We start from the raw sequence: 17115 nt of genomic DNA, 5'->3' as shown, positions 1-17115 counted from the left end.
ATCTGCATACCGGATTTTAATGCTGGTTTGGTATGTCAGAGTTTTATTTCTTTCTTTTATACTAACATGATTTCTTTTTGAGTTCAAAGTTTTTTCTTCTGTTTTCAACAAATCATATCTGTACAAAAAATCTGGAGTGTCTGGCCTTAGCCAAGCGCCTCTGCCGTCTCACGCATAAGCTGGACATCCTTCGGGTCAAGTTCAAGCTCTGCAGACTTCACATTTTCCGCAATCTGGTCTACCGTTGTGGAACCACTCAGCAGATTCAGGAAATCCCCCTGTGCGAGTATCCAGCCAAGGGAAAGATTCGCAATCGTACAATTATATTTCTCGCAGAGCGGTTTCCACTGTTCCATCATATCCATTGCCGCCTGCATATTGTCCGGCTGGAACCATTTTTTCGGTATCTGGGCGCCAACCGGTTTGTAGTCCCTTGGCATCGTGCCGGACAGAAGTCCCATCTCCAATGGGGAGTATGCCTGAATGGTCACACCGTTCTCGCGGCAGCATGGAATAATTTCGTCTTCAATGCCGCGGTCCAGTATGGAATATTTTGCCTGGACAATATCCAGCTGGCCCCACTTCAGATATTCCTCAATATGGTGTATGTCCACATTAGCTGCTCCGATTGCCTTGATTTTCCCCTGTGCTTTTAAGTCGTTTAATACATCCATTGTCTTCTGGATCGGTACAAAATATTCTGTTCCTTCTATGGCCTGCCAGTGTGTCATGTATACATCAATATAATCTGTCCCGAGGCGTTCCAGTGATTCTTCGATTTCTTTTTTCACTGACGCACTGTTCAGATTCTTATAAAGCTGGATGCCGTTTACCTTGTTAAAAAGGTCCCCTTTCATTTCCTGGTCCCATATGACACCGCACTTTGTAATGATAACAACATCTTCCCGATTCATTCCTTCCAATGCTTTCCCGAGGATCTTCTCACTATTGCCAAAATTATAACCCGGTGCCGTGTCGATCAGATTTACCCCTAGCTTTGGTGCTTCCCTGATTGTATCAACGACAACCTGCATATCATGATCACCGCCCCATGCGGAGCCCCCGCCGATCGACCATGTCCCAAGGCCGATTCTTGAAATGTCCATACCTGTCCTGCCAAGCTTCATTGTTTTCATATCCATTACTTCCTTTCCTGCTGTGAAGCGTTCTTCTTATTCGTTTATCTGCTGTTTATAGTCTTCACGGTATTTAGCCAGCATGTCATCTACCATCTGCTTATTCTTTACACCGCCTGTCGCACCGACATACTGGACCGAGACTGCTGCCGTACAGTTTGCATAAACTGCACATTCACGCAGTTCCTTCCCTTCCAAAAGAGCAGTGATAAAGCCTGATGCAAAATTATCACCTGCACCGATCGTATCAATCGCTGTAACTCCCTTACATGCGGGCACGATCATGGAGCCTTCTGCATTTCGGATGTAACATCCTCGTTTTCCAATCTTCATGATGACATTTTTAACGCCGCAGTTATATATCACATCAGCAACCCTGTCTTCTTCTGTCTCGCCTGTCAGCTCACATGCCTCCTCGAAATTCGGGAAGAAATAATCGATATACCCTAGTGCTTCTCTGATATCTTCAAGCTTCTCATCCAGTTTCGGGGAAACCATGTCTGCACAGATGATCATTCCTTCTTCTTTTGCCTTCGAAAAGACAGAGACAAGAGCCTTGTTGTCAAATAAAGGATTATTGAAAATACTCGCAAACGATAGTATTCTGGCATCTTTTAGTGCAGACATGTCCAAATCCTCATAGCAGAACTTCCACAGGCTTCCCTGCCTGTTCGTAATAAAGGTCCGTTCTCCGTCTGCTGCCACAAGGCCTACATTAATAGAAGTTACCTTCTCCGGGTCCTGTTTGATATATGTAGTATCTATATTGTTGGATTTACAATGATCGATGACAAACCATCCTGGTACATCTACACCGATACAGCTCATTAAGCCGACCCTGTGGCCGAGCCTTGTAATAATCGTTGATTCATTAAGTGCATCTCCGCCGATCGTCATCGTAATGCCGTCCACCGGATAAGAGACCACATCAAACACTTCTTTACTTACCGGTCTCAGCGGCAGATCAACGATCGCCGCCCCTATGATTATGACATCTAATTTCTTATCCACTTTATTCATCAGCCCTTCCATCATCACCGAACAGTTTGATTTTATACATTGCACGCTCTTTGACCGCTTTTCTTACCTCACGCTGTACAGATAAGTACGGCTCATCTTTATGGGCGTTCGTTGCTTCCATCGCAGCCTGGCAAAGCTCCGTGTGAATGTTGATCTTTGCGATTCCAAGCGAGATTGCCTTCTTGATATCCTCATCTCCGATTCCTGAAGCGCCGTGCAGTACAAGCGGCACATCAACTTCACTGGCAACTTTCTCAAGCACATCAAAAGCCAGTTCCGGCTCTGAAGAGTATACGCCGTGGACATTACCTATGGCAACAGCCAGAGAATCGCATCCCGTTCTCTCGACGAATTCCTTTGCTTTTGTCGGATCTGTATACTGGTAATCTGACAGTGCCTCCTCATATACGGTCTCATTTCCCACATGGCCAAGTTCTGCCTCGACAGGGATGTTATATGCATGGAAATAATCGACACATCTCTTGATCTCCGCAACGTTTTCTTCATATGGAAGTGCGGAAGCGTCACGCATAACGGAATTCATGCAGTGGTTAACCGCATTCTGCAGGATAGTCATGTTGCGGCCGTGGTCCCAGTGCTCTATCACCGGTACTGTCGCATTCTTAGCCATAGAATCCATCATGTAGCAGAAGTCCTCGAAAGATGTGTTTCCTGTAAATCCTGTACCAAAAGAGATGATGATCGGAGCACGCAGTTCTTCTGCCGCATCGATTACCCCCATCAGCATTTCTGCATTCCACACGTTAAAATGCGGAATCGCATAGTGGCCTTTTCTCGCTTTATTTTCCCAATATCTGATATCTGATAACATAGTTTTCTCCTTCTCACGGTTTCATAGAATCAATTAATCTGCTACTTTTACAACACCCTTGACCATATCATTCTTCTTGACCGGATCAATAGCTTCTGTGAATGCTCTCTGTACATCCTTGTAATCATAAATATTTGTAACCATATCTTTCACATTGAACTTTCCTGTGGCAATCGCTTCGATTGTCTGTGGGAAGTTGTTGCAGTACCTGAATGCTGTCTGGATGGTAACTTCACGGTTGATCTTGAGGAAATCAATCGGAACAGGGGCGGACTGTGTGCCTACCATCATGATCTTGCCGCCGCGTGCCACAAGCTGCACTGCCTGCTGTGCTGTAAATGCTGAGCCTGCCGCTTCAAACACAAGCTCCACACCATGATCGCCATAAAGCTCTTTTGATCGCAGTACGGCAACGGTATCCTCAGCTTTTCCGTTAATAACCCGCTTTGCACCAAGTTTTTTTGCTAAATCCAGCCGTTTCTCAATCACATCTACAACTGTGATATCAGTCGCGCCAAGGCTTAAGCACGCCTGCAGGACCATAAGCCCGATTGTCCCGCCCCCGAGGATGACAATGCTTTTTCCTACCTGTGCCCCGCCTAACATGGCCGCATGCATGCCGACTGCTGCCGGTTCTACCAGTGCGCCTTCCAAAGTGGTCATTCCCTCTGGAATATGGTAGGTCCATTCTTCGGGATGTGTCATGTACTGCGTCAGTGCCCCCTTATAATTAGGCTGTGTGGCCATAAAGTCTACTCCCGGGCAGATATTATAACGGCCGCCGCGGCAATATTCACAGGTGTCATCCGGCACGCCTGGTTCGATCAAAACCTTGTCACCGACCTTAAATCTTGTGACTGCGGCGCCAACGCCCACAACTTCACCTGCCACTTCATGGCCCAGCCCGATCTTCTGGTTTGGATCTTTGGGTGGAATAAATGGTCCGAATTCGAATCCGTGGATATCTGATCCGCACATCCCCACATATTCAACTTTCATCAGGATTTCATGGTCCTTTGGCTGTGGAATGGGACACTCCTGAATCTCAAACTGCTTCGGTGTTACCAATATCGCTTCTGAATTATTCATGATATAACCTCCTGTTATGTAACCCTGCGCCTGACTTCACCAGACACCGGGAATTTACCGGTTTAGTCGATGTTTCCAATATCCTCTACAGATTCTCCCCTGGTTTCAATTCCCAGGAACAGAATGCTTACTGCTATAATAATTGCCACAACGGAGATCAGTATAAATACTCCGTTCGCCCCTGCACTGTTTGCCACGTATGTTACAAGGAATGGGAAAAAGATATTGCTGACACGTCCCATTGCGTTACTGAATCCGGAACCGGATAGTTTTGCTGATGTCGGCCACATTTCCGGCACATAGACTGCAGATGCATAGCAGACATACATATAAATCGCTGTATTGAGCAGGAATGTCCAGAGAATCAGTCCTCCCATAGAACTCTGTCTTCCTGTGATAATCCCGAAGACTGCCATGATTGCCAGAAGAACCACCCCCATCGCCTTACGCGGGATTTTATCCATAATCAGTGATGCAATAAAGATTCCGAAAGGCGCCCCGAACAGTCCGAACATTGTCATGAACTGGGACTGGGATGTATCAAACCCTAATGATGAGAGCATGGAAGGCATCCAGTTCATCAAGGTATACTGGATCGTATTCATACCGATTAATACGAGGGAGCCTACAATGGTTCTTCTCAAAAGTTTGCCTTTAAATAATGCTGAATATGGGAGCTGCTTCACCTGTTTTGGTTCTTCTGTTACTTCTGGCAGTGGTTTTCCTGTAGCCGCCTCGATTTCTTTTTCGATCTTTGTCATAAGCTCATCTGCTTCGTCAACTCTTCCCTGTGCTTCCAGCCATCTTGGTGATTCCGGGAACTTCTTTGCTACCAGAATACTTGCAATGATGGACAATACGGACGGAATCATAAACTGGATTCTCCAGTTCATGGCGTAGCTGACGCCGGTTGAAACAACCAGAAGTGCGATACCATTACAGATTGGATGTGCCCAGTTGCCGATGAAAGAGGTACGGCTTGACCATGTCCCCCTGTTTCTGCCTGGAACATACTCTGTAAATCCTGCAAAAAGAACGACTAAAAGTGCCCCGAGTCCGAGTCCCTGTATCAGTCTGAATACATAAAGTACATAGATATTCGGTGAAACCGCACCGCCGATCATGGCGATGATATGTATTACTTCATATAAAAGAATACTTTTCTTACGGCCGATCTTATCGCCGATCGGTCCCCCGATCAAAGCTCCGAACAGCTGCCCTGCGGTATACGTGGTACTCCACATAGCCAGCAGTTTAGACCCCGGCTCCAGCCAGTGGATCTCATTGAGCAGAATGTTCTGCACCGCACCGCCGATACCATTAGACCAGCAGACTAAAAGCGCGAAGGCCGTAACAAGCCACATTTTGATGTGCCATGAAGAGTTTGGCAGGCGGTCAAGCCTTGCGCCAATGTTTACATTTCGTTTTTTATCCATTTTCACACCCTCCTGATATCTCCTTCGATACCATTTCTCATTTTTGTTGTCTTATATCTTCTTCTCTACTTTGATCTCCGCTTCCATAATCTCCCATGCTTTCCGGATATCTTTACTCTTGTTCCATAATGCCGGAGGCCCTAACACAACAACGTCCGCGCCTGCATCATATAGTAACTGGTATACGTCCCAGTTCATAGACCCGTCTGCTTCAATCAGGAACTTCAGTCCCATCTCCTCACGCCACTTAACAAGGGTGCGGATCTTATCATACATTTGTTCAATCACCTTCTGGCCCGCATATCCGGCATCCACGATCATAATTGTCACCTTACTAAGAAGCGGCAGATAATAACGGATGGCTTCCAGCGGAGCCGCCGGATTCAAAGCGATTCCGGCTTTGCACCCCAAGGACCTGATCTTGTTGATTGTCACAAATGCGTCGCTTTCGATACAGTCTGTGTGAGGTGTAATGTAGGCTGCCCCTGCCTCTGCACAAGCCTCAATATAATCCTGCGGGTGCTTTACCATAAGGTGTGCATCCATCGGCGTCTTCACATGCGGTTTCAAATATGCCATAAAGTCCGGTCCGATTCCAAATGTCTTAACATAATTCCCGTCTTTGATATCCATATGTAAAAAGTCAGCCCTTGAATCGATGAACTTTACCTGCTCCTCCATACGGAACAGGTCACAGCACCCCATCGATGGCGCAACTAAAAGTCTATCTCTCATCGTGTCCTCCATTAGTCAAAATCATATGTCATGATTACCTTGATTGCTTCTTTAGATACCATTGCATCGAATCCTTTTTCCCATTCGGAAAGTCCGATGCGGTGTGTGATCATCGGCTGAACCTTGATCTCACCTTTCTGAAGCAGGCGGATTGCATTTCTCCATGATGTGGAGTCATAAGCCATATGTCCGATGATGCTCTTGTTCCATGATGTAATATCGTTGATGGAAAATTCCAGAGGCTTGAATCCCATTCCGACGCGGACGATCTCTGCATTAGGCCTTGTCATTTCAAGTGCCTGTTTCAATGCAATGTTTGCTCCTGAGCACTCGATTACCAGTCCGAGATTGTCTCTTCCGCAGATCTCCTGGCATCTTGCAACAACATCTTCCGTTGACCCGTTCACACAATGGGTTGCCCCTAGTTCTTCTGCTACTTTAAAGCGTACTTTTGTATCATCCTGAAGACCAACCATTACGATGTTAACCGCTCCCATGATACGTGCCATCTGTACGGAGAATAAACCAAGCGGGCCTGTTCCAAATACCACTACATCCTGTCCCGGAAGCAGATGGGCCTGCTGCGCGATTGCTTTATAGGCATTACAGATTGGATCAAGGACAGCCGCTTCTTCGTATTTAATCCCCTCCGGGATTTCCCAGATTGCATGTTTATGGATTCTCAGGATCTCTCCCGGTATCTTGCAGTACTTCGTGAATCCGCCGCCCCAGCGGTTATTGTCCAGACCAAGGTTTACCTTTTCTTCACAGCAGAGGAAATCTCCCTGTTCACATGCCGGGCAGACGCCGCATACATGCCCGCTGTTGTCTGATACGATTCTTTGTCCGACCTTCCAGTCAGTAACCTTTTCACCAACCTTGACAATCTCTCCTGCAAATTCATGACCACGTACTGAGTTGAACTCATCTGACCCGTTGTCAACTTTATAGTGCTTCATGTCTGCCCCGCAGATTGCAGCGGCCTTCACTTCGATAATAATATCTTCCGGTCCGCATTCCGGCTCTGGAACATCAATCATTCTGTAACCGCCAAATTCTTTTCCATATCTTGCTAATGCTTTCATTCTAATGCCTCCATACTTTCATAGGTTTTTGGTTTATAGGTTTTACATTTCGGCCGAAATGTTAAGTGATTTGTTCACTTGTTTTATGAGTACATATTACATCAATATTTTTTGTAAGTCAAACATTTTATGTTGTTTTCACAGATTTTTATTACTGTTTCACAAATATAAAGTCTTCTTTTTGTCTATATTCACCATTAATATTTCTGTTTTACAGATTTTATCTTGTTTTTACACTTTTATTGCTTTGTTTTCCAAGAAATCAAAAGACGCAGGATAAATTGCATCCTGCGTCTTCTGATTTCTTCTTTATTATATTTTTCGAACATTTAAAATCTGCCGCTTATATCTCTGTAACATAATTGCGGGCGTATTTCCCCTATTTGGTTAAATAAGCGGGTACTTAGCTGTAAGTTCGGCCACCATTGATTTTGCTTTTTCAACATTCGCTTCGTCAGCGATTACCATTGCAACGATCTCGGCAATCTTATCCATGTCTTCTTCTTTCATTCCGCGGGTTGTTACAGCGGGTGTACCAAGTCTGACGCCACTTGTTACAAAAGGAGATCTTGGATCATTCGGGATCGTGTTCTTGTTACAGGTTACATGCGCCTCGTCCAGACGTTTTTCCAGTTCTTTTCCACTGACATTGTTCTCTGTCAAATCCACGAGCATCAGATGGTTATCTGTTCCGCCTGAAACAATCTTGATTCCGCGGCTCTGAAGTCCTTTACACAATGCCTGGGCATTTTTCACGATCTGCTCCTGATATGTCTTGAATTCCGGCTGGAGTGCTTCTTTGAAACAGATCGCTTTTGCCGCGATCACGTGCATCAGAGGGCCTCCCTGCGTTCCCGGGAATACTGCCTTATTGAAGTTAAACTTCTCGTTCATCTCGTTGCTGGAGAGGATCATTCCGCCCCGCGGTCCTCTTAAAGTCTTGTGTGTAGTCGTTGTCGTAACATGGGCATAAGGGATTGGACTCGGATGTACGCCTGCTGCCACCAGCCCGGCGATATGTGCCATATCTACCATCAGATATGCGCCGACCTCATCCGCGATCTCACGGAATCTCTTGAAATCAATGGTTCTTGCATAGGCGCTCGCTCCTGCGATGATCAGCTTTGGCTTGTGTTCCTTTGCGACTTCGAGCACTTTGTCATAATCTATCACGCCTTCATCATTTACGCCATAAGCTGCAAAATCAAAGTATTTTCCTGAGATGTTGACCGGTGAACCGTGGGTCAGGTGTCCGCCGTGATCCAGATTCATGCCAAGGATCTTGTCTCCCGGCTCCACCATTGCAAACATCGCTGCAAGATTCGCCTGGGCCCCGGAGTGCGGCTGTACGTTTGCATACTCACAATCGAAAAGCTTTTCCGCCCTCTCTCTTGCAAGGTTCTCAACCACGTCAACGCACTGGCATCCGCCGTAGTATCTTCTTCCCGGATAACCCTCTGCATATTTATTCGTCATCGGGCTTCCCATAGCTGCCATGACAGCTTTGCTGACCCAGTTCTCAGAAGCAATCAGCTCGATGTGTGAATTCTGTCTTTCCATCTCTGCCTGTATTGCATTTGCAACTTCAACATCTTCATTCTTGATTTCCTCGAAATCGTACATAGTCCTTTCCCTCCATGAATCAATTAGCATTTTCCCGGCAGTATAAGCCGCCGGATAAGTCATTGGGGACATTATAGCACAGAGACCGGCAGAAATCCATATGTAATTAAAGGAGGCGGGATTTTCATATTGATATTTTTCGATTTAAGAAATATAATAAGGAAAAGAAATAAGCCTGAACGACTGCAAAAATACATTTCTGAACGGAGGTTTCATATTATGACACAAAAAAAATTATATGTCCTTACAGGTTTTTTGGGGGCCGGAAAAACTTCACTTCTGCTGCACTTACTAAATAATATCTCTAATGAAAAAATCGGCATTATTCAAAATGAGTTTGGGAAGCTGGGAATCGATGGTGAGATTATTCATCGCAATGGAATTGAAATGACCGAAATAAACAGAGGTTCCATTTTTTGCTCCTGTCTTAAGCTCTCTTTTGTACAGGCTCTGGCGGAAATGGGGAAGCTTGATTTAGATACTGTGTTTGTTGAAAGTTCGGGACTTGCCGATCCTTCAAATATCGAAGAAATTCTTGAAGCCACACGTTTGCTTGCAGGTGATGTCTATCGCTTTCAAGGAGTTGTATGTCTTATCGACAGTGTTAATTTTCTTGGCCAGATGGATGATATTGAAACAGTTGACCGGCAGCTGGCTCACTGTAATATGGCAGTAATTAACAAGGTTGACTTAGTTGACGCAACACAGCTGGAAAAAGTAATAACTGCTGTTCGTAAAGTGAACCCTATTTGCAGAATAACCACCTGTAAGAATGGAATGATCGACTTGTCACTATTAGAAGAAGATTTAACTTCTCTCCAGTGGGCTTCGTGTGAAGATTCTTTAAATTCAGAAGAAAACAAACCAAAAACCATTTCTTTAGAATGTAATGAAACGATTAATCAAGAGGTTTTTACAACATTTTTGCAGCGCGTTTTGCCCGACTGTTATCGGATCAAGGGCTTTTTTAAACTAGACAGCGGCTGGAATCAGGTGGACGTCGTCGAAAAACTCATTGACTATAAGACTTGTTCTCCGCATGAGTTCTCACAGATTGTCTTCCTGTCTAAAATAGGTCCAAAAGTAATTAGAAGTATCGATAATGCCTGGAAAGAGATTGTCTCTCTCCCAATGAAGCTAAAGAATTGAGGTCGTAATTATGGAAATTAAAGTAATCGGAACAGGATGCGAAAAATGCAACAGACTATATCAAAATGTTCAGCAGGCAGTTAATGAACTTGGAATAACAGCTAATATCGAAAAAGTAGAAGAGTTAATGGACATCGTCAGGTTAGGCGTGATGTTAACTCCGGCATTGATGGTAGACGGGAAGATTGTTATCACCGGACGGGTTCCTGATGTCAAAAGCCTTTTAAGCATACTTAGCGGAAACACTGACAAATGAGAACTTTTATATTGCTATCTTGAAAGGGGGGTCCGCATTGACAGAAAACGAAAAAAGGGCAAGGGTATTTAAGGCCTTCTGCGACGCAAACCGGCTTACTATTTTAGGACTGCTTCAAAATGGCGAGAAGTGTGCCTGCAAATTGTTGGAGGAATTGAATATAGGCCAGTCCACTCTATCACACCACATGAAGATATTATGCGATTCCGGAATTGTAACAGGCCGCAGAGAGGGAAAGTGGACACATTACTCGATAAGCCCGGACGGGGTCGAATACGCAAAAACACTGTTAAACCAAATTAAGATATAAAGCTTTTCGTACGGAGGTATTTGAATGAAGAGATGGAGTATGAGTATACTGAAGATTCTTGTAGTAATTTTTTTAGTTGGTACGGCTATTATGCTGGGAATTAATTTTTATGTTGTGAGGTCTGCAAAGGACAGGCTGGTTACGAAGGGACATACGGATTCCACGATTCATGCCGACTGTATTTTAGTTCTAGGAGCGGGTATCCGTGCTGACGGTTCGCCCACGCCTATGCTCAAAGACCGTCTTGATACCGCAATTGAAGTCTATAAATCAGGAGCGGCCCCCAAGCTTTTAATGAGCGGGGACCACAGCCGCGAAGACTACGATGAAGTACAGACCATGAAGGACTATGCCATTGACAAAGGAGTTCCCTCGGAAGACATCTTCATGGACCACGCCGGCTTCTCGACTTACGAGAGCCTTTACCGCGCCCGTGACATCTTTCAGGCCCAAAACATCGTAATCGTCACCCAGAAGTACCACCTTTACAGGGCGCTCTACACAGCCGAAGCACTCAGCCTCCAGGCCCTGGGAGTCCCCGCCGACACAAAAACCTACGGCGGCCAGACCTACCGTGACCTCCGCGAAATCCTCGCCCGCAACAAAGACTTCCTAACCTCCATCTACAAACCCAAACCAACCTACCTGGGCGACACTATCCCCGTAAACGGAAACGGCAACATAACAAATGATTAAAAACAGACGGATTATACGGTAAATGCGTTCGGTGCCCTATAATCCGCCTGTTTTTCTCTTACGGCTGCTTAGCGAAGCGCCCTGTATCCGCAGCAGCATGTACCGTCCAACGGCCGCCGCGGTGTTCAGTACGCGAAGCGCCCCCATCTACCCGAAATCAAACAGCGATAATTGATTGCTCTGCGGCAGGTCCCCGAATAATCCGAGGTCAGCCATGAGGTCGATAACCGTTTTACTGACTTTTGTCCTCTGCCGGAAGTCATCCAGTGACAGGTATGGTCCGTCCTTTGCTGCGTCTTCCACGGCCTCGGCCGCTTTATCTCCCATCCCTTCTATACTGGACAGCGGCGGCATCAGCTTACCGTCCACAATCTGGAACTTCGTTGCCTTCGCCTTGTAAATATCCAGAGGAGTAAATTCATACCCTCTTGCATACATTTCCTGCACGATCTTCATATCCTTGAGAACATCCTGTTCCTTATTGGTTAGGGAATCGATCCTCTTTTTATAATCCTTCATGTAATAATTCAGCTTTTCTTTCCCCTGACACATGATTTCATAAGAAAACGCATTTGCGCGGATGCCGAAATACGCCCCGTAATATGCAAGCGGGTAGTTGATCTTACAGTAGGCAATCCGGTATGCCATCATGACATATGCGGCAGCATGTGCCTTCGGAAACATGTAGCTGATCTTCTTACAGGACCATGCATACCAGTCATGGACGTTTTTCTCCGCCATTGCCTCTTCCCATTCCGGCTTCAGGCCCTTTCCTTTACGCACACTTTCCATAATTGTAAAGGAAAGCGCACTGTCCACGCCCTGGTTGATCAAATAGATCATAATATCATCACGGGTACAGATACAGGTTGAAATCGTCGCCTTTCCGGACTTTACAAGTTCCTGTGCATTGCCGAGCCATACATTCGTCCCGTGGGACAGACCGGAAATCCGGATCAGGTCGGAAAGGGACTGTGGTTTTGCATCCTGAACCATCTGGATTACGAAGTCCGTACCGAACTCCGGTATTCCAAGACAGCCAAGCTTACAGTCATCAATATCCTCTGGCTTTATCCCGAGCGCACTCGTATCGTGGAACAGAGAAAGCACCTTCTTATCATCCAGTGGAATATTCGTTGCAACAAATGGGTGTTCCTCATTGTATTCATTCTCCATTGCATCGGATGTAATATACTCCTCCAGCGTCTTAATCATGGTCGGATCATCATGGCCGAGAATATCGAGCTTCAGCAGGTTATGGTCAATAGAATGGTAGTCAAAGTGTGTCGTAATAATGTCCGTTGTCATATCATTGGCCGGGTGCTGGACCGGTGTAAACTCATTGATGTCATGACCATGAGGCAGTACGACGATACCGCCGGGATGCTGTCCCGTACTTCGCCGGATTCCAGTGCACCCGACTGAAATCCTCTCAATCTCGCACCGGCGTTTCCTCATCTCGCGCTCTTCGTAGTAGTTCTTGACATAACCATAGGCTGTCTTATCGGCCAGTGTTCCGATCGTTCCTGCCTTGAAGGTATGCCCCTCCCCAAAGATAACCTCTGTATACTTATGAGCCTTCGACTGATAGTCTCCCGAGAAATTCAGGTCAATATCAGGCTCCTTATCTCCCTTGAATCCAAGGAATGTTTCGAAAGGAATATCAAAACCATCCTTATGCAGCTTTTCCCCGCAGTTCGGACAGTTTTTATCCGGCATGTCGAAGCCGCAGCCTCCCGCATAGGCCCTTACTTCTTCTGATTCAAAATCGCTGTAATGGCAGTTAGAACAGTAATAGTGCGGACTCAGCGGATTTACTTCCGTGATTCCTGACATTGTTGCTACGAATGAAGACCCTACTGATCCACGGGAACCTACCAGATATCCATCGGCATTGGACTTCCATACCAGTTTCTGCGCAATGATATACATAACGGAATATCCATTGGATATGATGGAGTTCAGCTCTTTCTCCAAACGGGACGATACCTGTACCGGCAGGTCCTCCCCGTAAATCTCATGTGCCTTGTTATAGCAGATATCCCTCAGGTCCTGCTCCGAGTTCGGAATAACAGGCGGGCATTTGCTCGGATTAACCGGGGATATCTTTTCAATCATATCGCAGATCTTATTCGGGTTGTCGATGACGATTTCTCTTGCCTTGGCCGACCCCAGATATTCAAACTCACTCAGCATTTCTTCCGTCGTTCTCAGGTAGAGCGGTGCCTGGTTATCTGCATCGCTGAAGCCTTTGCCCGCCATGATGATACGGCGGTACACTTCATCCGCCGGGTCCAGGAAATGTACGTCACAGGTTCCTACCACCGGCTTTTTAAATTTCTCACCCAGTTCTACGATCTCCCTGTTGATCTCCTGTAGGTCCACGATAGTTTCAATGTCCGGATATTTCTCGCTCTCCACCATGAACTGGTTGTTTCCAAGGGGCTGGATTTCATAGTAATCATAGAAATCAGCCAGCCTTGCAATCGACTCGGAAGACTTTTTATTCAAAATCGCCTGATACAGCTCTCCCGCCTCACAGGCACTCCCGATAATCAGGCCTTCTCTGTGCTGGTTTAAGACACTCTTCGGAATTCTGGGGCGTCTCGCATAATAAACAAGATGCGAATCTGATATCAGTTTATACAGATTATAACGTCCGATATCATTTTCAATCAGTATGATGATATGATAGGTCGGCATCTTGCGGATCGCATTTGGATTCATGTCTCCGAATTGGTTCATTTCCTTTAAGGTGGTGATATTCTGTTCCTTAAGCATCTCCACGAATTTCACGAAAATCTCCGCCGTTGCCGCTGCATCATCCACGGCCCTGTGGTGGTTCTCCAGTGATATTCCCAGAGCCTTCGCTACCACATTCAGTTTATACTTGGACAGTGTCGGCAAAAGCACACGCGCCAGAGCCACTGTATCCACATATGTAAAATCAAACTCGATATCCTGATACCGGCAGTTTTGTTCGATAAAACCGACATCAAATCCGGCATTGTGGGCAACGAGCACGCCGCCTTTTGCAAACGCGAGAAATTCCGGCAGGATTGTTTCAATATCCGGGCTGCCAATGACCATCTCATCTGTAATACTTGTCAGCTGTGTGATTTCAAAAGGGATCGGTCTCTTTGGATTGACAAATGTGCTGAAACGGTCCACGATCTCACCGCCGGTCACTTTCACTGCACCGATCTCGATAATCTTGTCTTTGATGGCGCTAAACCCGGTCGTCTCAATATCAAACACGATATACGTGTCATCCAGTCTTTCGTCTCCCGCTCCCACGGCAATCTCCGTCAGGTCATCCACAACATACCCTTCCACGCCGTAGATCACTTTAAATGGATCATCTTTGGGCAGTGTCTCGATAAAATGATTCGCATCCGGGAAAGACTGTACAATTCCGTGGTCGGTAATCGCAATGGCCGGGTGCCCCCAGTCATGCGCCCTTTTTACAATATCCTTAACCTCAGAAACGCCGTCCATGTCGCTCATCTTTGTATGGCAGTGCAGTTCCACTCTTTTCTGCGGGCTTAAGTCCTGTCTGGAAACAGTAAAGTCACCGCTCTTCTTGATCCCTGTCACAGAACCGATTGTCAGCTCCCCGTCAAACTTATCGATCGTGGTGACTCCCTTGATCTTGACAAAAACCCCCTTCTTCAGATCTCCGAGCAGATCCGGCAGCTGGTCATTCCTCGTAAACATCTTGACCATAATCGTATCGGTAAAATCTGTGACTGCAAACATGAGAATCGTCTTTTCATTTCTGATCTCACGGGTATCAAAGTTGATAATCTTGCCGTGGATCGTGATCTCACCCATCTCTGTCACTACCTGATCCAGGGTAATCGGCTCGTCATCAAAATTCTTACCGTAAATCAGGCTCGGGTCATCCCCCTGCTTCAGCGGCCTGTAGAAGTCTTTCTTCTTGAAATCCTTCTTGAAATCCCCCTTCTTCTCATTGGAGCTGTCCTGCTTCTTCTCCTGCTTCTCTTTGGATTTCCCGTCATCTGCAGGCTCCTCGCCTTTTTGCTTCGCACGCCGTTCAAAGATAGCATTGATCTCCTGCTGGATCCGCTGTTCGTCATACTTACGGGTGTCATCTCCCTTTTCTGCCTTGCAGTATGTAACCCTGATATCTGCTTTTATATGGAACCGGTTGTCATAAATATCGTGGAGCAGGTCAACGATATAGTCCTTCCTGCCTTCTGAGACGATCGTATCCAGCATTTCCAGATACATGATCTCCCGGCCTTCAAAACTCATCTTTGCCTGCTCAAACATATTCGAAGCGAGTACACTCTGCTGCTTTAATTCCTGTACAATACTATCCCTGTACTCTATCATCAGCGTTTTCACCGTATACTGTTCTGACAAGGAATACTTCTCTGCAATTCCAATTTTGATTTTAGTATCTCCAAAGAGCTGTTCCTTGATCTTCTGCTCCATCTGCCAGATGTGTTTCTTCTGGATCAGATGGCGGCTGAAAATGTGGACGCGAAGAAAATCACGCTTCGAATTCGTCGTAATCTTCTCTACCTCCACATCTTCAAACAGCAGCTGGATGTCCTCTTCCACCTTCAGTGTAGGGAACACTACAAAGAAACTCTTTGCATTTCCTATCTTTTCCAATTTAACAACTCCTGTCGTAATGTTTCCAAAAGTTCTTCTTCCTTCACTTTTTTGACGATCTCACCCTTTTTAATCAGGAGACCTTCTCCCTGACCGCCGGCAATCCCAATATCCGCTTCCTTTGCTTCTCCGGGCCCGTTCACGACACAGCCCATAACCGCAACTTTGATATCCAGCGGGATATCTGCAACCATCGTTTCTACCTGATTGGCAAGCCCGATCAGATCAATCTTTGTTCTGCCGCAGGTCGGACAGGATACGACTTCAATGCCGCCCTTTCTCAGCCCCAGAGTCTTCAGAATCAGCTTCGCTGTCTTGACCTCCTCCAGAGGATCCCCGGTAAGGGATACACGGATCGTATTGCCGATGCCTTCATACAGTATAATTCCCAGCCCTGCCGAAGACTTTACATTTCCCGAATATACGGTTCCCGCCTCTGTAATACCGACATGCAGAGGATACGGACATTCTTTTGCAATCAGTTCATGTGCCTTGACACACATCATGACATCGGAAGACTTGATGCTCACAACCAGATTGTCATACCCCATATCCTCAATCATTCTGACCTTATCCAGGGCACTTTCTACAATCCCTTCTGCCGTAACACCGCCATACTTTTCAAGCAGCGGTTTTTCCAGAGAACCGCTGTTAACGCCGACACGGATCGGGATATTACGTTCTTTTGCCTTATCAACCACTGCCCGTAAGCGCTCTTCACTCCCGATATTCCCCGGATTAATACGGATCTTGTCCGCACCGTTTTCAATGGCTGCAATAGCCAGCCTGTAATCAAAATGTATATCTGCGACCAGAGGGATGTGGATCTGCTTTTTGATCTCCTTTAACGCCTCTGCGGCCTCCATCGTAGGAACTGCACAACGGATAATCTCACATCCGGCTGCCTCCAGTTTTAAGATCTGTGCCACTGTTGAAGCCGCGTCCTCTGTCTTCGTATTCGTCATGGACTGAATCGCGACTGGATGTATGCCTCCGATTATGACATCACCAATTCTGACTTCTTTTGTCTTCTTTCTTAATTCCTCCATACGCCTGCTCCTTTTCTCATGGAAACTAATAACATAATAAACAGGGAATACATTC

14 protein-coding genes are annotated in these 17115 nt (G+C 46.1%); 4 read left to right on the top strand and 10 right to left on the bottom strand.

Going from position 1 to position 17115, the window contains the following annotated elements; all coding sequences use genetic code 11:
• Positions 1-146 precede the first annotated feature (146 nt).
• From ydjG to glyA, 8 genes are all read right to left on the bottom strand, one after another.
• Complete coding sequence (gene ydjG, locus A8806_RS21180; protein WP_109733215.1) at positions 147-1136, bottom strand: NADH-dependent methylglyoxal reductase; 990 nt, start codon at positions 1134-1136, stop codon at positions 147-149.
• 36 nt (positions 1137-1172) lie between these two features.
• Positions 1173-2156, bottom strand: a complete 984-nt coding sequence (locus A8806_RS21175) for a carbohydrate kinase family protein (protein ID WP_109733167.1) — start codon at positions 2154-2156, stop codon at positions 1173-1175.
• Entirely contained in the window at positions 2149-2988 is an 840-nt protein-coding gene (locus tag A8806_RS21170; protein ID WP_109733166.1) for a class II fructose-bisphosphate aldolase, read from the bottom strand. Before A8806_RS21170 ends, A8806_RS21175 begins: the two co-directional genes overlap by 8 nt.
• 33 nt (positions 2989-3021) lie before the next feature.
• Entirely contained in the window at positions 3022-4077 is a 1056-nt protein-coding gene (locus A8806_RS21165) for an NAD(P)-dependent alcohol dehydrogenase (protein WP_109733165.1), read from the bottom strand.
• A gap of 62 nt (positions 4078-4139) precedes the next feature.
• Positions 4140-5513: an MFS transporter gene (locus A8806_RS21160; RefSeq protein WP_109733164.1), complete on the bottom strand. Its 1374-nt coding sequence runs from the start codon at positions 5511-5513 to the stop codon at positions 4140-4142.
• Between the two features lie 51 nt (positions 5514-5564).
• Complete coding sequence (locus A8806_RS21155; RefSeq protein ID WP_109733163.1) at positions 5565-6248, bottom strand: beta/alpha barrel domain-containing protein; 684 nt, start codon at positions 6246-6248, stop codon at positions 5565-5567.
• Between the two features lie 11 nt (positions 6249-6259).
• Positions 6260-7333 (bottom strand): zinc-binding dehydrogenase, encoded by a 1074-nt coding sequence (locus A8806_RS21150; protein ID WP_109733162.1) that lies wholly within the window; start codon positions 7331-7333, stop codon positions 6260-6262.
• Positions 7334-7720: 387 nt separating this feature from the next.
• Positions 7721-8956 (bottom strand): serine hydroxymethyltransferase, encoded by a 1236-nt coding sequence (gene glyA / locus A8806_RS21145; RefSeq protein WP_109733161.1) that lies wholly within the window; start codon positions 8954-8956, stop codon positions 7721-7723.
• Positions 8957-9175: 219 nt separating this feature from the next.
• Here glyA and A8806_RS21140 point away from each other — a divergent pair, with 219 nt between their 5' ends.
• The 4 genes from A8806_RS21140 to A8806_RS21125 are packed head-to-tail and all read left to right on the top strand — an operon-like array spanning position 9176 to position 11367.
• Complete coding sequence (locus A8806_RS21140; protein WP_109733160.1) at positions 9176-10105, top strand: CobW family GTP-binding protein; 930 nt, start codon at positions 9176-9178, stop codon at positions 10103-10105.
• 10 nt (positions 10106-10115) lie between these two features.
• Positions 10116-10361: a thioredoxin family protein gene (locus A8806_RS21135; protein WP_109733159.1), complete on the top strand. Its 246-nt coding sequence runs from the start codon at positions 10116-10118 to the stop codon at positions 10359-10361.
• Between the two features lie 37 nt (positions 10362-10398).
• Complete coding sequence (locus A8806_RS21130; protein WP_109733158.1) at positions 10399-10671, top strand: ArsR/SmtB family transcription factor; 273 nt, start codon at positions 10399-10401, stop codon at positions 10669-10671.
• A 24-nt stretch (positions 10672-10695) separates the two neighbouring features.
• Positions 10696-11367 carry a SanA/YdcF family protein gene (locus tag A8806_RS21125; protein ID WP_109733157.1) on the top strand — a complete coding sequence of 224 codons (672 nt, stop codon included), beginning with the start codon at positions 10696-10698 and terminating at the stop codon, positions 11365-11367.
• Positions 11368-11514: 147 nt separating this feature from the next.
• On the opposite strand, the gene A8806_RS21120 is transcribed toward A8806_RS21125, so the two are convergent.
• Together A8806_RS21120 and ispG are read right to left on the bottom strand one after the other, a co-directional pair.
• Positions 11515-16011: a PolC-type DNA polymerase III gene (locus tag A8806_RS21120; protein WP_109733156.1), complete on the bottom strand. Its 4497-nt coding sequence runs from the start codon at positions 16009-16011 to the stop codon at positions 11515-11517.
• Positions 15999-17060: a flavodoxin-dependent (E)-4-hydroxy-3-methylbut-2-enyl-diphosphate synthase gene (gene ispG, locus A8806_RS21115; protein WP_109733155.1), complete on the bottom strand. Its 1062-nt coding sequence runs from the start codon at positions 17058-17060 to the stop codon at positions 15999-16001. The genes A8806_RS21120 and ispG overlap by 13 nt, the downstream gene beginning before the upstream one ends.
• Between the last annotated feature and the right edge of the window lie 55 nt (positions 17061-17115).

This window comes from Faecalicatena orotica (assembly GCF_003149245.1).
Lineage (GTDB): Bacteria > Bacillota > Clostridia > Lachnospirales > Lachnospiraceae > Faecalicatena_A > Faecalicatena_A orotica.
The sequence above is the reverse complement of the archived record's forward strand: the minus strand, read 5'-3'. Positions and strand labels throughout refer to the sequence as shown.